Consider the following 26,626-nt stretch of genomic DNA (forward strand, 5'->3'; position numbering starts at 1 on the left):
AAGCACAATGAGTGACAACGTTGAGCCGAATGCAGGCACCCCTCGGCGCGACATCGAATGCCGGGACCTCGTGGACGTCCTCTACGAATATGTGGACGGCGGATGCGATGAGGGGCTCCGGGCCCAGTTGCAGGAACACCTCGACAACTGTCCCAGCTGCGTGGAGAAACTCGGCGTGGAGCGCGAAATCCGCCAACTGCTACGGGTTCGCTGCACCCAAGCCGCGCCAGTGGAGCTGCGCAGCCGCATCACCAGCCAGCTGAGGGTGGTGTACCGCGCCTCCCGGGGATAGGGGATGAGAAAACGGGCCCGGGAGTTTCCTCCCGGACCCGTTCGGCGACACCCCAGCGCGGGGTGATCGGCATTATGCGTTTGGACGCTTGCCGTGGTTCGCCTTGTTCTTGCGACGGTCCTTGCGCTTACGGCCACGCTTGCTCATGAATTCTCCTTAAAGCATGTGCACCAGCGCTCCCAGGGGAGTAGCCGGCGCAGCGATCGGGCAATGAAATTATTTAACCGCTATAGTCTATCCGCCCAGCAGTGGGCAGCGGAAATTAGGGGCAGCGGGAACTATTAAGCGTTCGCGCGGGCGCGGGTGCGAGCGCGGTTGTTGCGGCGCTTCAGCACGCGACGCTCGTCCTCAGACATGCCGCCCCACACGCCGGCATCCTGGCCGGAGCTGATTGCCCACGCGAGGCAATCCGTGGTCACTGGGCAGCGGTTGCATACCAGCTTTGCCTTCGCGGTCTGGGCGAGAGCCGGGCCGGAGTTACCGACGGGGAAAAACAGCTCGGGGTCTTCCTGGCGGCATACAGCCTTGTGGCGCCAATCCATGATCAAGTCCTTTCATGCCAATCGGGCGGTCGTAGCGGTCCGTCACGCCACGGGGGTGGCCTGGCGGGGTTTTCTGCCAGCAGGGAACCGGCAGAAAGGTTAACGGGCGGTTAACTGCGAATCTTTGGGGCATCCCAATGGTTGCTGGCTTGGCTGCCTGTGGGCGGCCAGTGCGCGGGGCCGATGGTGTCGTCGATGGCGCTCCGGGGAAGGAGCGAGCACGGCCTCGCGGCGCCTTGGCGCAACGCAGTGGGATGCGAAGAATCGCGGGTAAGGGCAGATCAGGCGGTGCGGAACGAACATGCGCGCCGGGAAAATGGCACTGCAATACCCGCGCCATGGCATGGCTAAAACGCCACAACATAAACGTGAGTAGGCTGTTGTTCCCCCACCGCCTTCGCGGTTACATCAAGGAGTATGACATGTATTTCCCAGGTTGCCTAGAGTTAACCCAGAAAATGTAACCAAGCTCACACTGTTTCGATTTGGGTAATGGCGCCGAGTGACGTAGGAGCCCCTTATTTGCCTGGTTGGTGCGCCGTGGCTGCGCCTACCGTCCTGCTTCTCACCCGCGGTTTACTGGTCCGTCCATGAGGGCAGAGTGGTCAGAAATGGGAAGCGAGCCTGCTAAGGCTAGACTCATCGGCATGAGCTCCCCGAAGAACTATTCCAAGCCGCCCACAGTGATCCAATACGCCGGCATCTACGGCCTGATCCAGGGCCTCATCGGCATCGCCTTCGGCATCTTCCTCGTCGTCCGCGAAGCCCAAGGCTTCCACGACCCCACCGCGAAAATCAGCGGCTACGGCACCGCCCTGTGGTTCTTCTTCATCTTCGGGGCCGTGGCCGTCTGCGGCTACTTCCTCTACCGCGGACGGTCCTGGGGACGCGGCCCGGTGGTCATGTTGCAGATCTGCCTCGTTCCCGTGGCTTATTACATGTTCCGTTCCGGACGTCCCGAGCTGGCCGTTCCCACCACGCTGGTCCTGATCCTTGGGCTCGCACTGCTGTTCAACCCCACCGCCATCAACTGGTGGACGATGGACCACTACCGCGACTAAGAGCCGAGCACCACGAGCTCGTCACCGCGCTGCTCCACCACGAAATCACCACTGACCCGCAAGTGCACCGGCGCGCCAGCGGCGAGGCCATCCCGGCGCACCGGGAGTGTCCGCTCCTTCTTTTTGTGCTCCGTGTCGAAGATCTGGATGCCGCCCTCGACCGGAACCAACAGCCGGTCAGCCATATTTGCACCTGCGCCCAGCGCGCCGCGCACCGTGAACTCCGGGGCCAGGTGTGTCGGGTGGAAACCGACCACCGAGTCGCCCGTCCACCAGGTCATATTGTGCGGCAGGTCCGCCGTGACCGGCAGCCCCGGGGTGTCCTGCGGGAGGTCTGCCAGCACTGGCGCGGCGGGCATGGGGTGGTGGCTGACCTCGCCAGAATCACTGGCCACGATCAGCTGCGGCGTCCCATCACCACGGGCGCCTGTCGGCGCGTACACCGCCGCATGGTGCTGTGCGATCGCCACCAACTGGCCATCCCGGGGCACGTAAAAGGTGTGCAGGTCCTCCGGAACATCCGAGCGCTCCGGCTTCGTCTTGAGCAACCGCAGCAGCATCTTGTCCTCACCCTCGCAGTGCTGTGTCGTCGCCAACAGCTCGGTGCGGGTCAGGGCAGAGGTGAAAGGACAGTCCGCGTAGCGCTGCTCTTCCTTCTTTACTGGGGCCTCCTGGCGGCCCACCTCCGTGGTGCGCACCAGGTCGCTGCGCCACAGCTCCACCCGGTGCGGGGACACGATGCCCGTGGAGTCATTCGACCGCAGTGCCGTGGCGGAACCCTCCGCCAACGCCGAGCGGGTGTGTGCGTACTCTCCAGTGCCAGCAGCCAGGCTCACCACGTCCCCGCAGCCCTTCGGTCCACGGTAAACCGCGACGATCCGGTCGTTGCTGAAGGTCACATCGCACAGCGGCAGTCCCCGGTCGTAGGTCCACGCCACCTCACCAGAGCGGAGGTCATGCATGGACAGCACATCGTCCTCAGCAGTGAGCACACCACCGGCAAGCAGGATAGGGGCGAGCGTCTGCGGGGAGGAGTCCCGCCACAGCTCCCGGAGCTTTGTTGGCGCGGCCTCAGCCGCCGCCGGGGCGGAAAGAGTGGAGACCTGGGTGCGCTCCACCCGGCGGGCGTCTGAACCCCACCAGCTAGCGAGCAGCACCACCACGAGAACCAGGACGATCGCGCCCACCGCGAGGAAATCCTTGCGAGAGGCCCGCTCCGAACGGGGCCAGCGGTGCTGCTGAGGTGTGGGCGGCGCGGGCTGTGCGGGGGCGTGTGGCGCCATCAGTTCTTTACCCCGCCGTTCCCGCCGCGCGGGCGACCACCACGGCCGCGGCCATGCGCCCTCTGGGCGCGACCGCGAGCCCCGTGACCGCGGCCGCGACCACCCTGGCCACGCGAACCAGCCCCTGAACCACGCTCACCGCGCCCACCGCGGGAACGCCGAGCCGGTGCCGTCGCCGCCGCAGAACCAGCAACCCGACGATTCGGTCCCACCCGGTCACCCAGCTCCTCGTCCGTGGGGAGCCCCAGCACCTCCAGAAGCTCAGGGGACTGGGAGAACCACTGCGGTGGATTCTCCAGGCCCAAGCCCAACGCCTCGCTGATGTGGTCCCACCGGGGCACCTCATCCCAACCGACCAGCGTGATCGCGGTGCCGTCCTTGCCAGCCCGCGCCGTGCGACCAATCCGGTGCACATACGTCCGCTCGTCCTCCGGGACCTGGTAGTTGATCACATGGGTGACATCCGTGACGTCGATGCCGCGGGCTGCGACGTCCGTGGCCACCATGACGTCTACCGCGCCATCCCGGAACAACTGCAGGGACTGCTCACGGTCCGCCTGGCGCATATCCCCATGCACCGCGCCGACCCTAAAACCCCACGCGGCCAGGTCCTCTGCGACCATCGCGGCCTGGCGCTTCGTCGGGGTGAACACGATCGTCCGGCCCCGGCCCGGGCTCTGCAGAATCCGGGAAAGCGTAGACATCCGGTCCAACTTGTGGGACTGGAACGCGATCTGGGTCACCCGCTCGTGCGTATCCGCCGCGGCCGTGGAATCCGCCTGGATCATCACCGGCTGCTTCATGAACTGTCGCGACAGGCTCAGGATCGGCCCCGGCATCGTCGCGGAAAACAGCATCGTCTGCCGGTCCGTGCTGGTCAGCGACATGATCTGCCGAATATCATCCAGGAAACCCTGGTCCAGCATCTCATCGGCCTCGTCCAACACCAGCACCTCCACCCCGGACAGCTCTAGCTCACCACGGCGGTGCAGATCTAGCAGGCGGCCTGGCGTGCCCACCACCACGTCCGTGCCCCGGCCAAGCGCCCGAATCTGCTGGTTGAAGCCCACCCCGCCATAGATCGGCGTGACCGTCACCCGGTGCTTCGTTGACGGAATCACGAGGTTCGCCGCAGCCAGCGTGAGGTCCTCGGCCACCTGCAGGCACAGCTCGCGGGTGGGAACCACCACGAGGCCGCGAACGCTGCCATCGAGTTCGGTGATGCCGGCGTCGTCGAAAATCCGGTCCAACAACGGCACGCCGAAACCCAACGTCTTGCCCATCCCCGTGCGAGCCTGACCGATCAGATCATCGCCCCGCAACGCGATTGGCAGGGTCAGCTCCTGGATCGCAAACGCCGTGGGCATGCCCGCCTGCTCCAAAGCCTCGGCGATCTCGGCTGCCACCCCCAAGGAACGGAACGTGGGCCCAGGGGCAGCCCCCGAGTGATCATCGGAGGGGAGATGGGGCGCTGGCACGGTCGGAACCTCCCTAAAACAAGGCAGTACTATGATGGTCACATTAGCGCACCGACCAGTGCGCCAGATCTTTCAAGAACCAACGGACGGAGATCGAGAAAGCATGCAACTGAAGATCGGCTTCATCAACTCCCAGCGCGAGCTCGCCATCGACCTCGACAAGAACGAGGTCAAGCAGGCAGAACTCGTCGAGGAGCTGCAGAACTTCCTGACCGACGGCACCGCCACCACCACCGTGGTCGAGGACGCCCGCGGCACCAAGACCGTCCTGCTGCGCGAGCAGATCGCCTACATCCAGGTCGGCGCCGAGAAGCCGCGCTCCGTGGGCTTCATCTGATCCATTTGAAGGGCAGATAGAGGTTGAGCGAGGTGAATAACCCCCAGGGCACGGGTAGCGAGAACACGGGCAACGGGCCGCGTCATCGGCGCGCGCGCCGCGAGGAATTTGCGCTGCCCGAGCCCGAACACGCCCACACCCCGCCCCGGATCGACCGGCAGTCTCAGGGGCAGGGGTCTCACTGGCTCAACTTCAGCGACCCCCGCGTCCGCATCGGGATCGTCGGGGTCCTCGCGCTGGTCAGCGTGCTGGTCCTCGTCGACGCCCTCCGCGGGGCAGGGGAGGACGCCGCCACCGACGTGGCAGCCACCAGCAACAGCGACGACCCAGCCGACGGTGCCGCCGGACCCGTCCCCGGTTTCGGTTACGGCGACCTACCGACCGGACAGCTCCCACCTGGCGGACCGGTGACCGAGAACAGCAGCGGCAACTTCCGCACCGTCGGCGCCCCAGGCCCGAAGGTCGGCGACGGGAAACTCTTCACCTACACCGTCGAGGTCGAGGACACGATCAACACCGCCGCCTTCGGCGGGGACGACGCCTTCGCCGCGACGGTGGACGCGATCCTGTCCGACCCGCGCGGCTGGACCGGGCGCGGGAAGTTCGCCTTCCAGCACGTCGCAGCCGGGGAACTACCGGAGGGTGAGGAACCCGACTTGCGGATCCAACTGGCCTCCCAGAACCACACCCACGAGGTCTGCGGCAACACCTTCAAGCTGGAGACCAGCTGCTTCTACTCCGACGGCAACCGGGTTGTCATCAACGAATCCCGCTGGATCCGTGGCGCGATCCCGTTCCAGGGAGACCTCGGGGCCTACCGGCAGTACGTCATTAACCACGAGGTCGGCCACGGCATCGGATTCGCCGCACACCAGCCCTGCCCGAAGGACGGGCAGCTCGCGCCGATCATGATGCAGCAAACCTTGAGCGTGGATAACCGCGTGCTCCGGGAGATCAGCGACGAGGACATCTACGGGGAAAGCGACTCCACCTGCCGTGCGAACCCGTGGCCCTACCCGGTTGCGGAAGAACAATAAGAGGTGACCCGCCGTGAATGATGCCCACTCTGCTCGTGACGCTGGTCGCTCTGCCGGTGCTGCTAACTCCGGCGCAGCTAGCCCTGCTGGCGCGCTGGGAACCCCGCCGCCAGCCCACATCCTCAACGGTTTCCACGCGCACGTGGACAACCCCGTGCAGCTGGACCAGCCTTGGTCATACGGCTGGCGCTGCGACCGCGCGGTGATCTCCCTGGCTGAGGAGCCAATGCGTGCGTCCTGGATCGCCAAAACCACCGCGAAGATGCGGCCCGCCGGGGTAGGCGTTTCGCGCCCCATGCTCTCCACCGACGGCCGGTACACGGTCTCCGGGTGGCGGGCACGGACCTTCCTCTCCGGGCACCGCGCGCCCCGCTTTGACGAGATGGCCGCCGCCGCATTGCGTATTAATGAATCCCTCCGCGGCCTGCCGCGACCGGAGTTCCTGGCACCTCCGGAGCTCACGGGCACCTGGGGGCAGACAGAGATCTTCGCCGCCGCGGATGCCGCCTCCTTCGCCGAGCAACCCCAGGAGTGGATCGCCCCGGCCATGGACGCCACCGCCGTGCCCCGGAAGGACATCGCCGAAGCGCTGGCCAAGGCCGTGGAAGTCACCGCACTGCGCACCGAGATCACGGCGGAGGACCAGCTGGTCCACGGCGACGTCATTGGCTGCATGATCTTCGACGGCGCCGCCGACCCCGCAATCACCGACCTGGTGCCCGCGTGGCACCCCACGGGCTGGTCAGTCGCGCTGCTCGTCGTCGACGCGATGGCCTGGGGCAACGGGGAGGACGCCCTGCTGGACCGCTGGTCCCACATCCCGGACTTCATGCAGCTCGCCCTGCGCGCGGTGCTCTACCGGCTCGCGCTGCACGCCATGCTGCCTAACTCGCGGCCAGAGGCCTGGCCGGGGCTGTCGCGCACCGCGGACGTCATCGCCGCGCGTGAGCAGCAGAACGAAGCACGGCAGGAGTGGGAAGACGAGGGCGAACCTGCGGAAGAAAGCGGGGAGCACGTCGGGAACGAGGCCGAGGAATCGGTGAGCGAGCCGGCCGTGGAACAGGGCAGCGACGAGACCGGCGAGCATGCCGACGAGGATGGCGCCGAGGATTCCGACGAGGGTGGCACCGAGGACGCCGAAAAACTACCTGAGCAGGGGCGAGGGTAGGATAATCGAACACCGCTGAAGGAAGCGGCGGGGCGTGTCTGCACCGGGTGCCATACTGTTGGCATGATGGACACAGCCAAGAATCAACAGCCGACCGCCGTGGCCTCACCGAGCACGCCGGAGGACCGCTTGGGGGCGCGCGAGGCGGCGAAGGTCGTGCTGCAGCCACCACGCCGGGTGGGGGAGGAAGGCCACGAGTGGGACGGGCTTGCTGGGGCCATCGTCACCGGCGATGAACGCATCGATAATTCCGCGCCGTGGACCGTCCTGGGCGGTCCGGGGACAGGTAAGACGAGCCTGCTCGTCGACACGCTGGTCCACTTCCTCGCCGCGGGGGGTTCGGCGGACGAAGTCATGGTGGTCACCCCCACTAAGGACGCCGCCACGGCCGTGAACACCCAGCTGGTAGCCAGGCTGGCAAGCATGAGCAGCTTCGCAGCGACGCGCACGCCGGTGCGTTCTGTGCACTCCTGGGCCTTCGCGGCACTGCGCAGCATGCTACTGGCCAGCGACCGGGAAGCACCGCGGTTGCTCACCGGTGCTGAACATGATGCGGATGTGCGGCTGCTGCTGGCCGGGCACGCCGAAGACGGGGCGGGGGCGTGGCCGGAGCACATCAGACCAGCGTTGGGCTACGTGGGTTTCGCCCGACAGCTGCGCGATCTGCTGCTGCGCGCCGAGGAGCGCGGGGTGGGGCCGGGCGAGCTCACCGGGCTGGGGGAGAAGTACGACCAGCCGATGTGGGTGGGGGCTGGGCAGTTCCTCGACGAGTACCGGCAGACGAGGCGGCTGGCCCAGTCCATCAGCCTCAACGCCTCCGAGCTGCTGCACACCACGCTGCAAGAGATGGCCGATGGGCCGGGGCGGGCTCAACTCGACCGGTGGCGGGAGAAGCTACGGCTGATCCTCATCGATGATGCCCACAACCTCGACCCGGCAGCCGCCGAGTTCCTGGAGCAGTTCTTCACCCCGGAAACGCGGGTGGTGCTCGCCGGGGACCCCGACCAGTGCGTATTCCACTTCCGCGGGGCGGACGAGGAGCTGCTCAGCAAGTACGCCGCCGACGAGAGCCACCGCGTGGTCCTGAGTGGCTCCCAGCGCTTTGGAGTGCCCACCGCACGGGCCATCAACGCGCTGACCGGGAATCTGCCGCACGTGGACACCCGCATTCCGCTGCGCGTGGCCGAGGACGCTGAGGCGGCCCGGAGCATCGGAGTAGCCGGGGAGAATGCCGCGCCGGATGCCAGCGACGCTGGGGCCACGTCCGGTGCCGCGGGGGAGCGGAACCAACCGATCCGAGTGCTGCGGGCGAACTCCGGGACCGCGGAGCGGCTGCACATCACCGACACCCTGCGCCGCGCCCACGTCCGCGACGGTGTGGCCTGGCAAGACATGGCCGTGATCGTGCGCTCCGTCGGGGAGATCGCGCCGATCCGGCGTGCCCTGCTGACCCACGGGGTGCCCGTGCGGGTTGACCAGACCTCCATCATCCTCGCGGAACAGCCCCTGATCCGGCTGCTGCTCACCGCCCTGGAGGCCACCTACCGGCCGCTAGAGAACTCCGAGGTCCGCGTGCTCATGGAATCCATGGTCGGTGGCGCCGACCCCATCATGGTGCGCCGCCTCGAGCGCGTGCTGGCCCAGGCGCTGGCCCGCCAACGCCTGCAGGGCAAGCCGGTGCCGGAAAACGCCGCGGGCCTGCCATACCAATCCAGCGACGCGCTCAGCGCCCTGCTCAACGGCACCGCCAGCGCGGAGGATGCGGCGGAGTGGACCGCGGGATTCAACAACCGCGAGCTGCAGATCCTGCAGGACATGAGCGACGTCCTCACCGCGGGCAGGGAGGCACAACGGGCGGGACAGTCCGTGGAGATGGTGCTCTGGGAGATCTGGAAGGCCACCGGGCTGGACACCCGCCTGCAGGAACGGGCCCTGCGCGGCGGGACCTTCGGCTCCCAGGCGGACCAGGACCTCGACTCGGTGATGATGCTCTTCGACATGGCCGGGGACTTCGTCGAGCGCCACCCCAACGCCTCGATCCGCACCTTCTGCGAGGAAGTTCGCGCCCAGGAGCTGCCCACCGGTGGCCGTGAGCGCGGGATCGCTAGCAACGCCGTGGAGATCCTGCCCGCCCACGCCGCCGTGGGCCGCCAGTGGCATACCGTGGTCGTCTCCCGCGTGCAGGAAGGCAGCTGGCCCGCTGGGCCCACCGTGGGCGGGCTCTTCGGCCAGCTAGAGCTTGTTGATCTACTGGACCGGGGCATTGAACCCGGAACGCGGGTCTCGCGCGTGGCGAGTGCGGTCCACGAGGAGCGGAGGCTCTTCCTCGTCGCCATCTCGCGAGCCACCCACAACACCCTGGTGACCTGCATCGACAACGCCAGCGTGGAAAACGGCGTGCCCTCCCGCTTCGTCGAGGAGATCGCCGACGCGCCGGGAGCGGCTGTGCCGCTGGGAACCGTTGACCAGGTTGAGCAGAACGGTCCGGTGGGGCAGGAGGCCGCGCCGGGCGAGCCCGTGCAAGGGGAGCTTGGGCTGGGCCTGGAACTGGGTGAAGTTGCGCAGCAGGGTGAAGGTGCAGTGCAGGTCAGCTCGGCCGAGCAGATCAGCCCAGCAGAACAGCTCAGCGCCCTGCCGCGAGTGCTCGCGCTCGAGCCGCTCATCGCCGAGCTGCGCGACGTGGTCACCGACCCCACCCAACGGCACCACCGCCGCCGCGCCGCCGCGCGTAACCTCGCCGCGATGGCTGACGCCGGGATCTTCGGCAGCCACCCCGTCGACTGGTGGGGCATGGCCGAACCCACCACCACGGAGCGGATCACCGACCGGCGCGGAGGGGTCTCCCTGAGCCCCTCCAAACTGGACAATATCGATAACTGCGCGCTCAAAACCTTCTTCGACGACCACCGCGGGGCGCAGGAGGAAACCAACGCGATGCGGGTGGGCATCGTCGTCCACGCCATCGCCCAGGCCATCGTCCAACAAGACCTCAGCCTCGAGGATGCTCGCTACGCCGCGCGGGCCGCGCTTCGCTGGGCGGTCGTGGGGCCAGCATTCGAAGTCAACGCAGCACTCGAACGCTGGGAGCAAGGCATCGAGAACCTCCACAGCTGGATCACGGGCACCCGTAGCGACGCCGAGGGCACTCAATGGGAGGTCGAGCAACAGCTTGCAACCTCCCTGGGAACCCTGCCGACCGGGGAGGAGGTCACCCTCCGCGGTCGCATCGACCTCATGGCCACCGATGAGGACGGCCGGGTGATTGTCTACGACTTCAAGACCGGGAAAACTGCCAAAACTTCGGCCGAAGCCCAGGCCAGCCGCCAGCTCGGCGCCTACCAATTCCTCGTGCACGCGGATCGCCACAAGCAGCCATACGGTGCGCATCTGATCTATCCCGCCACCAGCAATGGGCAGCTCAAGAAGTCCAGCCAACCGGACTTCTCGCCCGAGCAGCTCGCCGAGACCAAGCAGAATCTGCTCGCCGCCGCGGACCAGATCAGCGAGCCCATACAGATAGCTACCCCAGGCGATGACCAGTGCAAGTACTGCAGCTACCACCTGATCTGCCCAGCCAAAGACGCCGGCCGGAAGGTGGTCAGCTAGACCATGGGCCAGCCACAATCCACCCGCGCGGAAAACACAAGCAACGCCCAGCCCGCGACCCCGCACAACGCACAGCAGCGAAAGGCAGCAATGCAGAAACCAGCAGGCGGAATCATCAGCCCTGAGGAACTCGCCACCCGGTGGCTCAAGCAGCCCTACCCACCCACCCCACAGCAATCCGCGGTTATCAGCGCGCCACCGCAGGGCAGCTACATCGTCGTCGCTGGTGCCGGGGCAGGAAAGACCGAGACGATGGCCGCGCGCGTGGTCTGGCTCGTCGCCAACGGCTTTGTGCTGCCCGAACACGTCCTGGGCCTAACCTTCACCCGCAAGGCCGCCAACGAGCTTGGCCAGCGCATCCGCGGTCGGCTGGAAACACTGGCCCGCAGCGGCTTCCGCGAGCACCTGCCAGCCGACGACCCGCGCCACGAAGCGCTGCGCAACATCTCGCCCGCCGTCTCCACCTACGACTCCTACGCCGGCAACATCGTGGGAGAGTACGGCCTGCTCGCCCCCGTGGAACCCAGCGGGCGGATCATCAGCGACGCTGAAAAATGGATGATCACCCGCCAGCTGCTCATCGATCACGACCGCGAGCTGACAACCTCCCGTTCGATGAACCGCATGATCGAATTCATCCACACCCTCTCCGAGGAGATGGATAACCACCTCGCTGACCTTAAGGACGTCCGCGGCGAAACCGAAGCGCTGATCGACACCTTCCAACAGGTCGAACACGGCGTGGGCAAGCCCCTCTCCCTCAAGGCATACGAGCTGCGCGACGCCAACCAGGAACGCCTGGACCTGCTGCCCTGGATCCCCAAGTACTGGGAGCGGCTAAAAGAGCTCGACGTGCGCACCTTCGGCCAGCAAATGACCCTCGCGGCGAAACTGGTCTCCGAGCACCCGATCGTCGGCCAATCCCAGCGCGAACGCTTCCGCGTGGTCATGCTGGACGAATACCAGGACACCTCCCACGCCCAGCGCGTGCTGCTGCGCTCCCTCTTCGGGGACGGGCAGGACGACCAGCTCGCCGTCACCGCCGTGGGCGACCCCATGCAGGCGATCTACGGCTTCCGTGGGGCGACCTCCTCCAACCTCGGGAACTTCGAAGCCGACTTCCCCTTCCGCGGGCAACCCGCCCAGAAGCTCGAACTAACCACCTCCTGGCGCAACCCCGCCTCCGTACTGGACCTGGCGAACGTCGTCTCCTCCCGCACCCTGGGTGACAACCGCACCGTCTCCGAGCTGAAACCCCGCGAGGGCGCCGATGACGGCGACATCCAGGTGGCCTTCTTCGACGAAGAGGACCAGGAACTCGAATGGCTCACCGACCAGCTGCAACAACGCTGGGAGAGCTTCAAGAAGCGCAAGGAGGCCGCCGCAGTATCGGGGGAGAAGATCAACCCCTTCAGCGCGGCCGTGCTCGTGCGGAAAAACAAGGAAGCCCTCCCCATCTTCGAACTCCTGCGCGCCAAGGGCGTGCCCGTAGAGCTCACCGGCGGAGCGGGGCTGCTGGACATCCCCGAGGTCGCGGACGTCTACGCCACCCTGCGCGCCCTCGTCGACCCGGAGGACGACCCAGCCATGCTCCGCCTGCTTACCGGCCCGCGCTTCAACCTCGGGGCCCGGGACCTCCAGATCCTCGCCCGCCGCGCCCAACAGCTCCAGCGCCGCGCCAAGGGGGACACCGACCCAGGGGAGATGAACCAGGCCGCAGACAGTACTGCGACCAGCCCTGGTGCAGAGGACCCGTGGATCCACAATCCCGCCTACGAGGAGCTGAAGAGCCTCGAATCCCCACTGCGTGAGCAGCTCCTCGACGCGATTCCCAACCCCGCGGATGCCACCGTGGGGTTGGCAGACGCCATCGCGGACTTCGCGGACGCCGAAGAGCAGGGCATGAGCCCGCAGGGCACGCGAGCTATCGCCGAACTCTCCCGCGAGCTCGGCCACCTGCGCCGCAACTGCCTCACCAAGCCGCTGCCGGACCTCATCGCTGATATCGAGGACATGATCGGCATCCGCACCGAGGTGCTCACCCGCTGGCACCGCAACCCCGATGACTCGATCGGCACCAGCCACCTCGACAAGTTCGCAGAGATCGTCCAGGACTTCTCCCGGCTGGTCGGCAGCAATGCGTCTGCCCTGGTGGACTACCTACGCGCCGCTCACGAGCACGATGCCGGCCTGGAACCCGGCGAAGTGGAAGCGAAAACCGATACCGTGCAGATCCTCACCGTCCACCGCTCCAAGGGGCTGGAGTGGGACATCGTTGCCGTGCCTTATGCGCACCGCAAGAATTTCTACGACGCCGAGGCTCCGGGGATCACCATCGACCGGTGGATCTCGAAGGCCGAGCTCCTGCCCTCCAGCCTGCGCGGCGACGCGGAAACCGAAGGCGAACCCGGTGGTTACCCGATCTACGACATCAGCCACGCCGAGAAGAGCGTGGACCTCACCAATGCCGCTGAGGCCTTCCGGGCCCAGCTGCTCGCGACCGAGGCACAGGAGAGCGAAAGGCTGTTCTACGTGGGCATCACCCGCACCGAGCGGGTGCTGCTGGTGAGCGGGGCCGCGTACCGCCCCGGCAACGATACCGCCCTGGACCCCTCGCTGAACCTGGTGCTGCTGAAAAACCGCATCACCGATGCCCGTGCGCCCCTGCCAGGGGCGAGCGTGCACACCTGGTCCGACCTTGGCCGCACCCCGAGCAAGAAGGATGCCGCGAGGGTGGACAAGGGCAAGGCCACCGAGATTGACCACTACCTCTATCCCACGGCCGAGCAGCTCACCGCGCGCGAGGACTACGCCGCCACCCGCCACACGTCAGCCGCCGAGGAGCAGGCCAGCTGGCCACAGCCCGCACCACTGGCCAGCCGACCTGGCGCGGCCGAGGGGGCAAGCATGGTCGTTGATGCGCTCGGCGCGGCCACCACCGGCGACCCCGCAAGCCAATCCACCGCCAACCAGGATATGCTGACCCGGCAATGGGACGAGGAAACCCGCCTGCTGATCCAAGAGCACCAGCAGCGCACCCTCACCGCCGTGGAGGTCCCGCTCGACCCGATGCTCACCGCAACCCAAGCGGTCGCGATGAACCAGGACCCGGAACAGTTCGCGCGGCGGCGTCGTCGTCCCATCCCGATGCAGCCGCAGCCCTACGCCAAGCGCGGAACGGCCTTCCACAACTGGGTGGAGCAGCACTACAACCAGGCCATGCTCTTCGACGAGGACGAAATGCCCGGCGCCTCCGACGCCACCCTCCAGGACCCGCAGCTCGAGGAGCTAAAAAACAAGTTCCTCGGCTCCGAGTGGGCACAGCGCACCCCGGAGTCGGTTGAGGGCTCCTACCTGGTCAACATCGGCGGCTTCGTCTTCAACGGCCGCATGGACGCGGTCTTCCACGAAGGCGATGACCCCGCCGCGGGCTGGCTCGTCGTCGACTGGAAGACCGGGCAGATGCCCACCGGCCGGGACATGAGGAACGCCGAGCTCCAGCTCGCCGCCTACCGGCTGGCCTGGGCGAAAATCCTGAGCCGCCAGCTGGGTGTGGGGGTGCCGGTGGACAACGTGCGCACCGCGTTCTTCTATGTGCGCACCCAACACACCCACTACGTGCAAGACTTGCCGAACGAAGAAGAACTCATCGCCCGGCTAGGCTTGGACAAGTCCTAAGCCCTAGAATTTGATGGTTCACGACAACCCGCCCCGGGCCACGGGGCAGGGGCCGGGTCCCACTGACGGGCCGGGCACCCAACAACCGATGGGGCAGGGCACGAACCCACCCCACGCACCCACCTCAGGATAGGAAGTCATGCGGTTTAGAATGCGGGAACGCTTCCAGACGGAAGGCGAACTTGACGGTCTCCCGCCGCACGCGCTGCTCAACATCCTCCGCCTGCCGGAAGAGGAATACCGCAGCCCCTGGCGGCTCATCGGCCGCCGCATGCTCTACGCACTCGGCCTCATCCTCGGGGTGGCGCTCCTGACCTACCGGGGCAGGGCGGGATACGCCGGCGTCGAAACCTTCATCGACGCGCTGTACTACTCGACGATCACCCTGTCGACCACCGGTTACGGCGACGTCACCCCGGTCAGCCAGCAGGAACGCCTCATCACGGCGCTGATCGTCACCCCCTTAAGAATCATCTTCCTCGCCCTGCTGGTCGGCACGACGCTGACCGTGCTGACGAAGGAATCCCGCCAAACCTTCATGATCCGCCGCTGGAGGAAAAGAATGCGCAACCACACCATCGTCATCGGCTACGGCACGAAGGGCCGGTCCGCCGTGGCAGCCCTCCTCGCCGACGGCGTCTCCCCATCGCAGATCGTGGTCGTGGACCTCGACCGGGAAGCCCTCGACCTCGCCAACGCCCAGGGCCTGGTCACCGTCCACGGCTCCGCAACCCGCTCCGACGTGCTGAAACTCGCCGGCGTGAACCGCGCCCGGGCCGTCGTCGTCGCCCCGAACCAGGACGACACCGCCGTGTTGGTCACCCTCTCCGTCCGAGAGATCGCGCCCTCGGCCACCATCATCGCCAGCGTGCGCGAATCCGATAACTCCCACCTGCTGCGACAGTCAGGCGCGGACTCCGTGGTCGTGTCCAGTGAGACCGCCGGCCGCCTCATGGGATTGGCAACCGTCACCCCATCCGTGACCGAAATGATGGAGGACCTGCTCTCCCCGGACGAGGGCTTCTCCATCGCCGAACGCCCCGCCAAGGAAGAGGAAGTCGGCGGCAACCCGCGTGTGCTGGAGGACATCGTGCTTGGCATCGTCCGCTCCGGCGCGCTGTACCGCATCGACTCCGCCGAAGCCGAGACCGTCGAACCGGGCGACCGCATCCTCTACGTTCGCGGCATGGGCAACCTCGAGGAGGGAGAGTAATTGGAGACCAGGGATCACCTGGATCCGGAACAACTTCGCGCAGCAACTGCCCCCCGCGGGCCCGTCGCGATCATCGCGGGCGCGGGCACCGGCAAGACCCGCACCATCACCCACCGCATCGCCCACCTCGTGGACGGCGGCTTCGTCAACCCCGACCAGGTGCTGGCCGTGACCTTCACCTCCCGGGCTGCCTCCGAGATGCGGGAACGCCTCGCGATGATGAACGTCGCGCGCGTCCAAGCCCGCACCTTCCACGCCTCCGCCATGCGCCAGCTGGGCTACTTCTGGCCGAAATACGCCGGCGACCTGCCGTGGAAGCTCGTGGACTCCAAGTTCCCGCTCATGAGCCGAGCCGCCCGTGGCGCCGGCCTGGAACCCACCACCACACTGCTCAAGGACCTGATCGGTGAGGTGGAGTGGTGCAAGTCCTCGCTCATCGTCGCGGAGGATTACCCGAAGGTCATGGTGCCGGAGCGCCGTGACTGCCCCGTGAGCCCCGAGCAGTTCATCAAGGTCTTCAAGAACTACGAGCAGCTCAAGGCTACGCCCGAGGGCATGCTGCTGGACTTCGACGACCTGCTGCTGAATATGGCCGCCGCCATCGAGTCCAACGTCGGTATCGCCGAGGAGTTCCGCTCCCAGTACCGCACCTTCGTGGTCGACGAGTATCAGGACGTCACCCCGCTGCAGCAGCGCCTGCTTGATGCCTGGCTCGGTGAGCGTGACGACCTCACCGTCGTGGGCGACGCCAACCAGACCATTTACTCCTTCAACGGAGCCAGCCCCAGCTACCTGCTGGACTTCACCACGAAATTCCCCGAGGCTACCACCGTGCGCTTGCACCGGGACTACCGCTCCACCCCGCAGGTCGTGGAGCTAGCCAACGAGGTGATCGGCAAGGCCAAGGGCCGGGCTGCCGGGACCCGCCTGAAGCTGGAGGGCCAGCGCCCCGACGGCCCGGAGCCGGAGTTCGTGGAGTACCCCGACGAGGCCGCAGAGGCCAAGGGGGTGGCGGAGAAGATCGCCCAGCTGATCAAACAGGGCGTGCAGCCCGCCGAGATCGCGGTGCTGTACCGCATCAACGCCCAGGCCGGTGCCCTCGAGTACGCCCTGGAAGAGGCCGGGATTCCGTACCAGGTCAAGGGTGGAGAAGGGTTCTTCTCCCGCGCTGAGATTCGCCAGGGCCTGGGGGCGCTGGCGAAGAGCGCGCGGAACTTCGGCGGCCAGCCAGGTGGCGGGCCGGATGCCGGACCCGGCGGACCCGGCGGCGCTGGCGGACAAGGCGGCGCTGGCGGAGAAGCCAGCGCTACCGTCGCGGACAGCACAGGCCCGGAGACCCGGGAGGAGATCCTCAACGCCGCGAAGGCGGCACTCGCCCCGGTCGGCCTGACGGCCACCGAGCCCAGCGGTGCGCAGGAACGCCAGCGCTGGCAGTCCCTCAACGCCCTGGTGGAGCTGATCGAGGAGATCCTCACCGCGAACCCACAGATCAGCTACCTCGGGGTCATTGGCATGCTCCAGGAGCGAGTGCGCTCCAAGAACCCGCCCAAGGTGCAGGGCGTGACCCTGGTCAGCGTCCACATGGCCAAGGGCCTGGAGTGGGACGCCGTCTTCCTCGTCGGCCTCTACGAGGGCATGTTCCCGATCCACCACGCCCTCAAGGGCGCGGGCGCTGCCGACGCGATCGAGGAGGAACGCCGCTTGCTCTACGTCGGCGTCACCCGCGCCCGCGAACACCTCCACCTCTCCTGGGCACTCGCCCGGCAGGAAGGCGGTAAACAGTCCCGGGTGCGCACCCGATTCCTCGACGACCTGGTGCCGTGGGAGGACGAGGACGACGGCGAACTGGCCATCGACCTGGACCAGGCGCGGCGTCGTCGGAAAACGGGCGCCCCGAAGAACGCCTGCGCCGTCTGCGGCACGCCCCTGTCCACCCCGGAGGCGAAGATCCTCGGCCGCTGCGGGCAGCACTCGCTGGAAACCGACCAGGTGGTCATCGGGGAGCTACGGCAGTGGCGGCTGGACACCGCAAAGTCCATGGGTGTTCCGGCATACGTGGTGTTCACGGACGCCACGCTGCTGGCCATCGCGCAGCGCATGCCCGCCAGCCCAGAGGAGCTCATCCAGGTCCCGGGCGTGGGGCCGATGAAGATCGAACAGTTCGGGGAGGACGTCCTCGCCATCACCGCGAACTACGCCACGGGATAGTGGTACCCGCGGGCTAGCTGGGTGGGCAGGGGAGGGGTGCTACGACCGGGATAGGGCTGCCGTGGCTGGTGGTGCAGGTGCGCTCCGAAGCCGGGAGCCGGGGCAGCAGAGCCTAGCGAGTCACATGCAGCCCACGGCCAGCCACCGCCATGCGGCAGAGCACGCACTCCGGTTCGCGCCGCACCTCCTCGGGCTGGATGGCGAAACCGGTGGTGTCGAAGAACTGCCGCTGGGTGAGCAGTGGCGGGAGCGCGGCTGGGTCCGAGCCGGCATCGCGCCAGGGGATGATGTGCTCCCGGATGATTTGGGTGGTGATCTCCGCCAGCAGGCCGTGCTCCGCGGTGGTGTAGCTGACCGGCCGGGCCGTGGCCTGCGCACGGGTGCTGCGCCACAGTGCGTCGCGCTCCAGGTAGGCCTGGTCGATGCAGCTCAGGCAGGCGGTGCGCCCGGGGATAATCAGTGGGCCAAAGGTGAGGTACCCGTCGATCACCCCGGTGGGGTAGTGGGGGATGAGCTTTTCGTGCAGCCAGAACTGCACATCCGGTGGCGGGAAGAGCCCGCCCGGCAGGATCAGGACGTCCTTGCGGGCCGTACGCCCCTGGCTGGTGGTGACCTGCCCGGACCGTGCCTCGCTGGTGGTGCGTGGCGCCTCCAACCAGTCCACCTTCACACCGTGGGTGAAGAGGGCATCGGCGAGGGCCAGGGAGGGCTTGCCGAAGCGCAGCAGCGGGATAGCCTGATCCTCAGCGGCGACCAGTACCCCGGCCCGGGCCAGCTCCTCGGCGATGGAACCCGCCTCAACAGACGTGAAGCCGCAGTAGCCCAGGGTGGCGGCGAGATCCTCGGCGGTCATGCCCGCGCGAGCCTGCATCATCACCTGCAACACCTGGCCGGGATCCACGGCGGCCGGCACCGGGAGGATCACTGCGTTGCCGGGGTGGATACCGAACTGGATGCTGCGGTCTGGCCGCAGCAGCACCGCCGTGCCCGGGCGGAGCACCATCCGGGCAGGCGGACCGGAGCTGGCTGTGGCATTCGCGGTTCGCGAGCCCTGCGGCCTGGCTTTTTCGGCGGTTGCGTGCACCATGATTCCCCCTCGGATCTGCAGCTCCCCTGAGGCGCGGCCCGATCCGCGCCCGGGCGGCCCCCGCCGCCCGCGTGCTGTGTCTGCGCAGAATTCTAGCCACGCGGGCACCGGGGCGTGGGCAAAGTGCGAAACCGCGAAGGATTAGCGACAAGCGCGGCGGCTAACATGTGCTTCCATGACCAGAGCCCAGCCCACCGCCACGCAACGCAAGGCCCAGCAGGCTGCCGCGCGGCTCAGCACCCCGGCCCGCCCGGTGGAGGTGCGGCTCTCGGCGCGGCGGAAGAAGACCATCACCGCCCGCTGGGAAGGGCAAACAATCGTGATGCTGGCTCCGGCCGCGATGGGCCTGGAGCGGCTGGTGGCCGCGGGGGAGGGGCTCATCGCCCGGCTAGAAAAGAAAGCCACCCGCGCCACGAACCACAAGCGCAGCGACGATCAGCTCCAGGCCCTGGCCGAGGCCTTGAATGACAAATACTTAGCCGGCCAGGCGGAATGGACGTCCATCACCTGGGTGGAGAGCATGACCACCCGCTGGGGCAGCTGCACCCCCAGCACCGGGCGCATCCGCATCTCCCACCGGCTTAAACAGGTGCCGGACTACGTCCTGAACTCCGTGATCATCCACGAACTCGTGCACACGTGGATCCCCAACCACGGCGCGGACTTCTGGCACTGGGCTAGCCGCGCGCCACAGCTCGAGCGGGCCCGCGGCTACCTCGAGGCCTATCAGCGCTGGGGCTGCCCGGGCGATGGCCCGGAACCGCAGCGCTAGCGCTCGCCGCCAGCGTCGTCCTCGTCGTCCTCAGGCTCCGAGCCCTTATCCGGCTTGTCGTCCTGCTCTGGGCGGCGGCGGTTGGTGCGCTCCTCGCGCGGCCCGCCCTGGCGGTTCAGCTCCGCCTCCAGCTTCTCGATCTCGCTGATCGGGTCGAAGTCCTCCTCCTCGCCGTCGAAGGCCACCTTGCCGATGAATCCAGCCGGGTTGTCCAGGTCTTTGGCCAGCGGTAGCAGGTCCGGGTGATCCCAGATTCCGTCGCGCTTCTCCGCGCCCACGGCCTCATCCAGCTTGTGCCACAGACCAGCGGCATCGTTGGCGCGCGGCGCGAGCAGGGAAATACCCACCGTCTTGCTCAGAGCCTCCATCTCCGGGGACTCGGTGTTGCGGTAGGAGGACCACGCCGCGGTGAGGATCGACGCATTCGGCATCCGATCCGCCAGCGCCTGGCCGACCACGTAGTCCACCCAGCCCTCCACGAGGCTCAGGCTGGTCTCCAGCCGCTCGCGGGCGTGCGCGTTCGCGGACACGACCTTGGGGGAGAGGTCCTGGCCCTGCATCTGAGCCATCATTTCCTGCATCTTTGCGGGATCATTCATGGACTCCGGGTTGAACTCCCGCATCGCTTCCTCCATCGCGGAGGTATCTAGCGCCAGCCCGCGGGCGAACTCCTCAACATCCAGGATGAGGCGCTCGGCCAGCCACGGGACGTGCTTGAACAGGCGGTGGTGTGCGGCCTCGCGGGTCGCCAGGTAGATCAGCGCCTCCCGCTTATCCGTGCCCAGTTTCTCGGCCATGGACTCCAGTTGTGCGGTCGCCACAGCCGCCACGTTGCCGCTTGCCAGCGGCATACCCCACTGCGTGGAGTGGCTGACACCCGTCGCCAGCTCGCCGAGTGTGTGGCCCAACTGCATGGAGAAGTTCATCGCGTTGACCTGGCGCATGATGCCGGCCAACGGGCCCATCTGATCCCGCATCTCCTCCGGGATCTCGCCCATCGCGGCCTCGCCGAGCTTCTCCGCCAGCGGGGTGAAGATCCGCTTCCACGTCTCGAGCGTTTCCTCCAGCCACTGCTCCGGGCCGAAGGCGACGGAGCCGGTCGCGCCCGCAGGCAGCGTGGTCGCCCCGTCCAGCCACAGCTCCGCGAGTCGCACGGATTCCGCCACGGCCTGGGAATCCGACTGGCTCGGCGTGCTGGACCCCGATCCGCGCTGGGGGCCAGCGCCGAAGCCGAAGAACAAACCGCCGAACGGGTGCTGCCCACCCTCGCTGGCCTGCTGCTTGCTGCGGATGTGCTGGCGAGCAGTGCGCTCCACCATCGAATAGTTCACGGCATCATCCGCGTTCGTGCTGTTCAGATCCGCGCCGAAGCCGCTGAACATCGAGCCGAACTGGTTCAGCAGGTCGCCGAGGTTCCCGCTGCCGAAGCCACCGCCGAAGGGATTCGACTGCTCAGAACCACCCGAGCCCGGGCCGCCGAAGATAAATTCGAAAGGATTATTGCCTCGACCGTCGCCCTGGCCGCCACGATCGTCGCCACCGTTCTGACCATCCTTGTGGTCATCATCGTCGCGGCCGTTGTCGTCGCCGTTGCCACCGTTGTTATTGGGGTGCATGCCGAAGCCGAAATTACTCATGCCAACAACCTTACTGATCGCAGCGGACAGCGCCCCACCAAAAACCGCCCGTTCCGTGTGCTGTGAGCGAACGGTCCCGCCATCGCTTCCCGTCACCCTTTCCATATTGAGGACGTCACCCCGCACCCACCGCCCGGCCTTGCCTCAACCCAGCAGTCCCCACGAGCAGGTAGGGTATGAACGATGAAAATCTGGAACCGTCGCAACCGAACGATCGCGCTGGGCGCCGCCCCGGTCGTCGTCTTGGTGACCCTGCTTGGCCTACCGAGCATTCCGGGCACCGATATCGACCTGACGGTTCCCTACGCGGCAGAGGGCAAGGGGCCGACCTTCAACACCCTCGGCGAGGAGGGCGGCAAGCAGGTCGTCGAGATCACCGGTGCGGAGACCAATAAACCCGCCGGTCACCTCAACATGACCACCGTCTCCGTGCACACCAAGCTCACCCTGGGCCAGGCGCTCGCCCGGTGGCTGACCACCGACGACACCCTCGTGCCGATCGGGCAGATCTTCCCCGCGAACAAGTCTCCCGAGGAAGTCCAGCAGCAGAATCAGGCAGCCTTCGCCGCCTCGGAATCCAACGCCACCACCGCGGCGATGAACTATCTCAACAAGCCGCTGGAAACCGCCGTCATCGACGTCCTGGACGACGCGCCGGCAGCGGGGAAGATCAAGGTCAACGACGTCATCCGCGAGGTCGGCGGCCGAACCATCACCACCCCCGACGAGCTCGCACGGGTGGTCGGCGAGCACTCACCGGGCGACGAGATCGACGTCCTGGTCGACCGGCAGGGCAAGGAGGAGACGGTGACCGTCACGCTCGGCGAGCCACCGAAGCACCTCCAGCGGGCCGAGCAGGGCTCCGCCTTCCTGGGCGTGACCTCCGTATCCCAGCCCGCGGGTGAGATCCGCGTGCGCTATAACCTGCAGGACGTCGGCGGCCCCTCCGCGGGGCTGATGTTCTCCCTCGCCGTCGTGGACAAGCTCACCCCGCAAGATCTGACGGGTGGCGCGTTCGTCGCGGGTACCGGCTCCATCGATGCTGCTGGCCAGGTCGGGGCCATCGGCGGGATCACCCACAAGATCCGCGCCGCCGCGGACGCCGGGGCCGAGTACTTCCTGGTGCCCGTCGGCAACTGCGCCGAGGCGCTCACGGTGGAGGACGCCGGGCCGAAGCTGGTGAAGGTCGACTCCCTCGAGGACGCGGTCAAGGACCTGGAGGGCATCCGCTCCGGGGGCGGCTTCGACACCTGCAGCTAGGGCGCAGCTAAGCCCTAGCGAGGCCCTAGTCCACGAAGGTGGCGCGCAGCGCGGCGATCACGCCCGGCGCAATATCCTCCCCGCCCCGCAGCTCCACGCGGTCCTGGCCGAAGGGATCGGCCGCGAGCTCCTCTTCGGTCGGACGCAGCTGCAGCAAGGTGCGCTCGGAACCATCGCCCGCCGCCGCGGCGCCATCCCGGGCACCCGCGTCCAAGATGCCGCTGAACAGTCGTGCCTGCTGCGGGGCTGCGTCCTCGCCCAGGGAGGAGTCCACGAAGGAGATCTCCTGGGCCAGGATCGCGCCCACCACCTGCGCAGGCCAGCGGATGGAGGCGACGAACTCGCCCAGCTCCTCCGAGCCGGGGCGGATGTGCTCCGGCAGGTCGTCCTGCACGATCAGGGAGAGCGGGTTGCGGTCCTCGGTGAGTTCCAGGGCGTCGGCGACCAGCTCCGTCGGAACGAGGGCGAACAGGGTGGCGGGGCGGTCCCAGCCCTCGGCCTGGATGAAGTCCACGGCCTCCATGAGGGCGGCGTTCAAGATGCGGTCATCGTTGAGGTTCATGGCCGCGAGTTTAGCCCGCCGCCCCATACGTGGCGGCAGCCAGCATCGCTAGGGGCAAAAACTCATTTCGCGAGGGAAGTTTTACTACGTATCCTGGACTGTTAGATCTGATTCTGCGTAGGAAGTAGTGAACCCTTGAGTATGTCGGCACAGCCTCCATCTGGCGCCTCATCTGCAAATTTCACGCCCTCGCGCCGTTCCAAGATTATCGCCGGCCTGGTCATGGCGCTGGGCGTGGCGTTCTTCTTGGTGCCCATCGTGGTTGGTGCGTACACGGACTGGCAGTGGTTCCGTGACCTGGAATATCAGGGCGTATTCTTCAGCGTCATCGTGACCCGCGTGATTCTATTCCTGATCTTCGGGCTGGTTGCGGGGGCGATCGTCTGGCTCGCGGCCTTCGCCGCCTACCGCAAGGGGCCGACCAGCCTGGAGTCGCTCGGCTCAGCCTCGCCATTGGCCGCGAACCGACCGACGATCCGGCAGACCGTCCGCCCGATGTTGGTGTGGCTGCCGATCCTGGCGGGCATCGTCGTCGGCTTGGTCTCGCAGGGCAACTGGCGCCGCGCGATGCTGTTCTGGAACTCCTCTTCCTTCGGGGTGGAGGACCCGCAGTTCGGCAAGGACTTGAGCTTCTACGCGTTCAACCTGCCGATGCTGAACCTCATCCTGGGGCTGCTCAGCTTCATGCTCATCATCGCCTTCTTCGTCAACGGCATCGGCCACTACCTGCTGGGCTCTATCACCACCGGTAACCCGCGGGTGGGGGAGAAAGCGAAGGTCGCCCCGGCGGCCCGCCGCCAGCTGGCGATCATCGCCGGCATTTGGATGATCGTGAAGGCCGTGGGCTACTGGTTCGACCGCTACGACCTGCTCAACCGCCAGCACGACACCTTCACCGGTGGCTCCTACACGGATATCAACGCCGTCTTGCCCGCGAAGATCGTCCTGCTCGTCGTCGCCATCTTCGTCGCTGCCTTGTTCTTCCTCACCATCGTGATGAAGGACCTGCGCATCCCGGCGCTCGCCGTGGCCCTGATGCTGCTGACCTCCCTCGTCGCCGGCGTAGCCTGGCCAGCAATCCTGGAGCAGTTCTCCGTCGCGCCGAACCGCGCGGAGAAGGAGCGCGAGTACATCGCCCGCAACATCGACGCCACCCGCCACGCCTACGGCCTCGGGGACGATAATGTCACCTACGAGCGCAACTGGGGCACCAAGCAGGGTGGCAAGAAGGCGGAGCGCTCCATCGCCCAGGACGACGTCACTCTCTCCAACATCCGTCTTCTCGACCCGCAGGTTCTGTCCCCGACGTTCACCCAGCAACAGCAGCTGCGTAACTTCTACGGCTTCTCCGATGAGCTCGCCGTGGACCGCTACGAGGTCGATGGCAAGATGCGCGACTTTGTCGTCGCCGCTCGTGAGCTGAATCCGAACACCCTGGAAGGCAACCAGCAGGACTGGATCAACCGCCACACCGTCTACACCCACGGCAACGGCTTCATCGCCGCCCCGGCCCGCAAGGTCGACGAGGTGGCCCGCGACGTCGGTTCCGCCCGCGGTGGCTACCCGGTCTACACCGTCGCCGACCTGCAGTCCCTGGAGCGGGGTCGCCAGGGTGGCGAGCTGGAGCTGGATCTGAAGCAGCCGCGTATCTACTTCGGCCCGCTGATCGCCTCCAACCCGACGCCGAACTCGGACTACGCCATCGTCGGCCGTACCGGCGGCAACCCGCTGGAGTACGACACCGAGGACAGCAACTACACCTACACCGGTAAGGGCGGGGTGGACGTCAATAATCCATTCAACCGCCTGATGTACGCCGCCCACTTCGAGTCGATGAACCTGCTGCTCACCGACCGCATCGGCGAGGACTCCCGCATCCTGTACAACCGCGACCCCCGCGAGCGCGTGCACAAGGTTGCACCGTGGCTGACCACCGACTCGAAGACCTACCCGACCGTCATCGACGGCCGCATCAAGTGGGTCGTCGACGGCTACACCACCCTGACGGATCTGCCCTACTCCGAGCGCACCAGCCTGACGGAGACCACGACGGACACCACCAACCCCGATGGTGTCCGCCGTGAGCAGCTGGTCACCGACAAGGTCAGCTACATCCGTAATTCCGTCAAGGCCACCGTCGACGCCTACGACGGCACCGTCGAGCTCTACGAATTCGACGAGAAGGACCCCGTCCTGAAGGCCTGGCGCGGCGCGTTCCCGGACGTCGTGAAGCCGAAGTCCGAGATCAGCGACGAGCTGATGCAGCACATGCGCTACCCAGGTGACATGTTCAAGGTGCAGCGCGAGCTCATCGCCCGCTACCACGTCAGCGACCCGGGCGTGTTCTTCCAGAACGACGCCTTCTGGTCTGTGCCTTCCGACCCGACCGCCAAGGAGAACAAGGGTGAGCTGGCGCAGCCGCCGTACTACGTGGTCGCCGCCGACCCGGAGACCGGCAAGCCGAGCTTCCAGCTGATCACCCCGTTCCGCGGTCTGCGTCGTGAGTTCCTGGCCGCGCACATGACCGTTTCCTCCGACCCGGAGAACTACGGCAAAATCCACGTGCGCGTGCTGCCGACCCAGACGCAGACCCAGGGTCCGAAGCAGGCACAGGACACGATGATGTCCTCCGACGAGGTCGCCCGTGAGCGCACCCTGCTTGAGGGCACCAACGACGTCATCAACGGCAACCTGCTGACCCTGCCGGTGGGCGACGGTCAGGTGCTGTACGTGGAGCCGGTGTACTCCAAGCGTAAGGACCAGGAGTCCGCGTTCCCGAAGCTGCTGCGCGTCCTGGTGTCCTACAACGGTCAGGTCGGTTACGCGCCGACGATCGCCGAGGCCCTGGAGCAGGTGGGCATCGACCCGGCTGCCGCCACGGACTTGGAGGAGGTCGACGGTAGCGTCGTGGACCCAAGCAAGGGCGATAAGAAGGACGAAGGCGAGTCCGATAAGAAGGACGAGAACAAGGATCAGGAGCAGGGCTCTGGGGCGGCTGGTCAGCTGCCGCAGGGCGACGCTGCCCAGAAGGTCCGGGATGCGATGGACAAGGTCAACCGCACCCGCCAGTCCGGCTCCTTCGAGGAATTCGGTAAGGCACTCGACGAGCTGGACAAGGCAGTCCGCGAACTGCAGTCCCAGCAGTAGGGGCAGGCTGGGTGGCCGCTTGGCTGCCCAGTAGCTAGCCGCTGATCGCTCGTTGGTCGCAGCGCTCGATGGAAGAGCGCAGGCCAGCGGGCGATTTTGCTTTTGTATGGAGCCTTGTTAGGCTAGTCGATGTTGCAGACAGAGGTCAGCCAAGGAATTGGTTGAGTCTGTACTCGCAAGCGTCGCGGGGTGGAGCAGCTCGGTAGCTCGCTGGGCTCATAACCCAGAGGTCGTAGGTTCGAATCCTGCCCCCGCTAC

Annotated in this window: 19 protein-coding genes and 1 tRNA gene; 13 read left to right on the top strand and 7 right to left on the bottom strand. The window is 66.8% G+C overall.

Annotated elements, in window-relative coordinates; genetic code table 11:
• The first annotated feature begins 7 nt into the window (after positions 1-7).
• Positions 8-292: a mycothiol system anti-sigma-R factor gene (gene rsrA / locus QP997_RS01965; protein WP_070761649.1), complete on the top strand. Its 285-nt coding sequence runs from the start codon at positions 8-10 to the stop codon at positions 290-292.
• Positions 293-364: 72 nt separating this feature from the next.
• On the opposite strand, the gene QP997_RS09925 is transcribed toward rsrA, so the two are convergent.
• Together QP997_RS09925 and QP997_RS01970 are read right to left on the bottom strand one after the other, a co-directional pair.
• Positions 365-439, bottom strand: coding sequence for a 50S ribosomal protein bL37 (locus QP997_RS09925; protein WP_012359748.1), 75 nt, complete (start codon positions 437-439; stop codon positions 365-367).
• A 134-nt stretch (positions 440-573) separates the two neighbouring features.
• Positions 574-834 (bottom strand): WhiB family transcriptional regulator, encoded by a 261-nt coding sequence (locus tag QP997_RS01970; protein ID WP_148812280.1) that lies wholly within the window; start codon positions 832-834, stop codon positions 574-576.
• A 647-nt stretch (positions 835-1,481) separates the two neighbouring features.
• Here QP997_RS01970 and QP997_RS01975 point away from each other — a divergent pair.
• On the top strand, positions 1,482-1,895 hold the full coding sequence (locus QP997_RS01975; protein ID WP_070758715.1) for a hypothetical protein: 414 nt from the start codon (positions 1,482-1,484) through the stop codon (positions 1,893-1,895).
• On the opposite strand, the gene QP997_RS01980 is transcribed toward QP997_RS01975, so the two are convergent.
• Entirely contained in the window at positions 1,892-3,178 is a 1,287-nt protein-coding gene (locus QP997_RS01980) for an Rv3212 family protein (RefSeq protein WP_284846049.1), read from the bottom strand. The two genes, QP997_RS01975 and QP997_RS01980, sit on opposite strands and share 4 nt — an antisense overlap.
• Positions 3,178-4,656, bottom strand: coding sequence for a DEAD/DEAH box helicase (locus QP997_RS01985; protein WP_284846050.1), 1,479 nt, complete (start codon positions 4,654-4,656; stop codon positions 3,178-3,180). The genes QP997_RS01980 and QP997_RS01985 overlap by 1 nt, the downstream gene beginning before the upstream one ends.
• Positions 4,657-4,759: 103 nt before the next feature.
• On the opposite strand from QP997_RS01985, the gene QP997_RS01990 reads away from it, so the two are divergent.
• The 7 genes from QP997_RS01990 to QP997_RS02020 all read left to right on the top strand — a co-directional run bounded on the left by QP997_RS01990 (position 4,760) and on the right by QP997_RS02020 (position 17,903).
• Positions 4,760-4,993, top strand: a complete 234-nt coding sequence (locus QP997_RS01990) for a DUF3107 domain-containing protein (RefSeq protein ID WP_070761653.1) — start codon at positions 4,760-4,762, stop codon at positions 4,991-4,993.
• Positions 4,994-5,025: 32 nt separating this feature from the next.
• Entirely contained in the window at positions 5,026-6,030 is a 1,005-nt protein-coding gene (locus QP997_RS01995; protein WP_284846051.1) for a DUF3152 domain-containing protein, read from the top strand.
• Positions 6,031-6,043: 13 nt separating this feature from the next.
• Positions 6,044-7,198, top strand: coding sequence for a TIGR02569 family protein (locus tag QP997_RS02000; RefSeq protein WP_284846052.1), 1,155 nt, complete (start codon positions 6,044-6,046; stop codon positions 7,196-7,198).
• A gap of 63 nt (positions 7,199-7,261) precedes the next feature.
• Positions 7,262-10,804, top strand: coding sequence for an ATP-dependent DNA helicase (locus tag QP997_RS02005; protein WP_284846053.1), 3,543 nt, complete (start codon positions 7,262-7,264; stop codon positions 10,802-10,804).
• A 3-nt stretch (positions 10,805-10,807) separates the two neighbouring features.
• Positions 10,808-14,482, top strand: a complete 3,675-nt coding sequence (locus QP997_RS02010) for an ATP-dependent helicase (protein ID WP_284846054.1) — start codon at positions 10,808-10,810, stop codon at positions 14,480-14,482.
• A gap of 139 nt (positions 14,483-14,621) precedes the next feature.
• Positions 14,622-15,695 (top strand): potassium channel family protein, encoded by a 1,074-nt coding sequence (locus tag QP997_RS02015; protein ID WP_070758697.1) that lies wholly within the window; start codon positions 14,622-14,624, stop codon positions 15,693-15,695.
• On the top strand, positions 15,696-17,903 hold the full coding sequence (locus QP997_RS02020) for an ATP-dependent DNA helicase UvrD2 (protein ID WP_284846055.1): 2,208 nt from the start codon (positions 15,696-15,698) through the stop codon (positions 17,901-17,903).
• A 112-nt stretch (positions 17,904-18,015) separates the two neighbouring features.
• On the opposite strand, the gene QP997_RS02025 is transcribed toward QP997_RS02020, so the two are convergent.
• Positions 18,016-18,990 carry a type 1 periplasmic-binding domain-containing protein gene (locus tag QP997_RS02025; protein ID WP_284846056.1) on the bottom strand — a complete coding sequence of 325 codons (975 nt, stop codon included), beginning with the start codon at positions 18,988-18,990 and terminating at the stop codon, positions 18,016-18,018.
• Between the two features lie 175 nt (positions 18,991-19,165).
• Here QP997_RS02025 and QP997_RS02030 point away from each other — a divergent pair, with 175 nt between their 5' ends.
• Positions 19,166-19,762 (top strand): M48 metallopeptidase family protein, encoded by a 597-nt coding sequence (locus QP997_RS02030; protein ID WP_284846057.1) that lies wholly within the window; start codon positions 19,166-19,168, stop codon positions 19,760-19,762.
• Here QP997_RS02030 and QP997_RS02035 read toward each other — a convergent pair.
• Positions 19,759-21,399, bottom strand: a complete 1,641-nt coding sequence (locus QP997_RS02035; protein ID WP_284846058.1) for a zinc-dependent metalloprotease — start codon at positions 21,397-21,399, stop codon at positions 19,759-19,761. The two genes, QP997_RS02030 and QP997_RS02035, sit on opposite strands and share 4 nt — an antisense overlap.
• Positions 21,400-21,582: 183 nt before the next feature.
• On the opposite strand from QP997_RS02035, the gene QP997_RS02040 reads away from it, so the two are divergent.
• Positions 21,583-22,659, top strand: a complete 1,077-nt coding sequence (locus tag QP997_RS02040; protein ID WP_284846059.1) for a YlbL family protein — start codon at positions 21,583-21,585, stop codon at positions 22,657-22,659.
• A 25-nt stretch (positions 22,660-22,684) separates the two neighbouring features.
• On the opposite strand, the gene QP997_RS02045 is transcribed toward QP997_RS02040, so the two are convergent.
• Positions 22,685-23,221, bottom strand: coding sequence for a PPA1309 family protein (locus QP997_RS02045; protein WP_043951981.1), 537 nt, complete (start codon positions 23,219-23,221; stop codon positions 22,685-22,687).
• A gap of 141 nt (positions 23,222-23,362) precedes the next feature.
• Between QP997_RS02045 and QP997_RS02050 the strand changes: the two genes are divergently transcribed.
• A complete protein-coding gene (locus tag QP997_RS02050; RefSeq protein WP_284846200.1) occupies positions 23,363-26,368 on the top strand; it encodes a UPF0182 family protein in 3,006 nt (1,001 codons plus the stop codon).
• 183 nt (positions 26,369-26,551) lie between these two features.
• A tRNA-Met gene (locus QP997_RS02055) sits at positions 26,552-26,625 on the top strand.
• The last annotated feature ends 1 nt before the right edge of the window (position 26,626 follow it).

Origin of the sequence: Corynebacterium sp. MSK039, assembly GCF_030232315.1 — a bacterium.
Taxonomy (GTDB): domain Bacteria; phylum Actinomycetota; class Actinomycetes; order Mycobacteriales; family Mycobacteriaceae; genus Corynebacterium.

Bases quoted from the DNA above. Each gene is read 5' to 3' on its own strand.
- QP997_RS02050 (WP_284846200.1), top strand. From the start codon at position 23,363: ATGTCGGCACAGCCTCCATCTGGCGCCTCATCTGCAAATTTCACGCCC.
- QP997_RS02030 (WP_284846057.1), top strand. From the start codon at position 19,166: ATGACCAGAGCCCAGCCCACCGCCACGCAACGCAAGGCCCAGCAGGCT.
- QP997_RS02015 (WP_070758697.1), top strand. From the start codon at position 14,622: ATGCGGTTTAGAATGCGGGAACGCTTCCAGACGGAAGGCGAACTTGAC.
- QP997_RS01970 (WP_148812280.1), bottom strand. From the start codon at position 834: ATGGATTGGCGCCACAAGGCTGTATGCCGCCAGGAAGACCCCGAGCTG.
- QP997_RS02040 (WP_284846059.1), top strand. From the start codon at position 21,583: ATGAAAATCTGGAACCGTCGCAACCGAACGATCGCGCTGGGCGCCGCC.
- QP997_RS02025 (WP_284846056.1), bottom strand. From the start codon at position 18,990: ATGGTGCACGCAACCGCCGAAAAAGCCAGGCCGCAGGGCTCGCGAACC.
- QP997_RS01990 (WP_070761653.1), top strand. From the start codon at position 4,760: ATGCAACTGAAGATCGGCTTCATCAACTCCCAGCGCGAGCTCGCCATC.
- QP997_RS02005 (WP_284846053.1), top strand. From the start codon at position 7,262: ATGATGGACACAGCCAAGAATCAACAGCCGACCGCCGTGGCCTCACCG.
- rsrA (WP_070761649.1), top strand. From the start codon at position 8: ATGAGTGACAACGTTGAGCCGAATGCAGGCACCCCTCGGCGCGACATC.
- QP997_RS02045 (WP_043951981.1), bottom strand. From the start codon at position 23,221: ATGAACCTCAACGATGACCGCATCTTGAACGCCGCCCTCATGGAGGCC.
- QP997_RS01975 (WP_070758715.1), top strand. From the start codon at position 1,482: ATGAGCTCCCCGAAGAACTATTCCAAGCCGCCCACAGTGATCCAATAC.
- QP997_RS01980 (WP_284846049.1), bottom strand. From the start codon at position 3,178: ATGGCGCCACACGCCCCCGCACAGCCCGCGCCGCCCACACCTCAGCAG.
- QP997_RS02035 (WP_284846058.1), bottom strand. From the start codon at position 21,399: ATGAGTAATTTCGGCTTCGGCATGCACCCCAATAACAACGGTGGCAAC.
- QP997_RS02010 (WP_284846054.1), top strand. From the start codon at position 10,808: ATGGGCCAGCCACAATCCACCCGCGCGGAAAACACAAGCAACGCCCAG.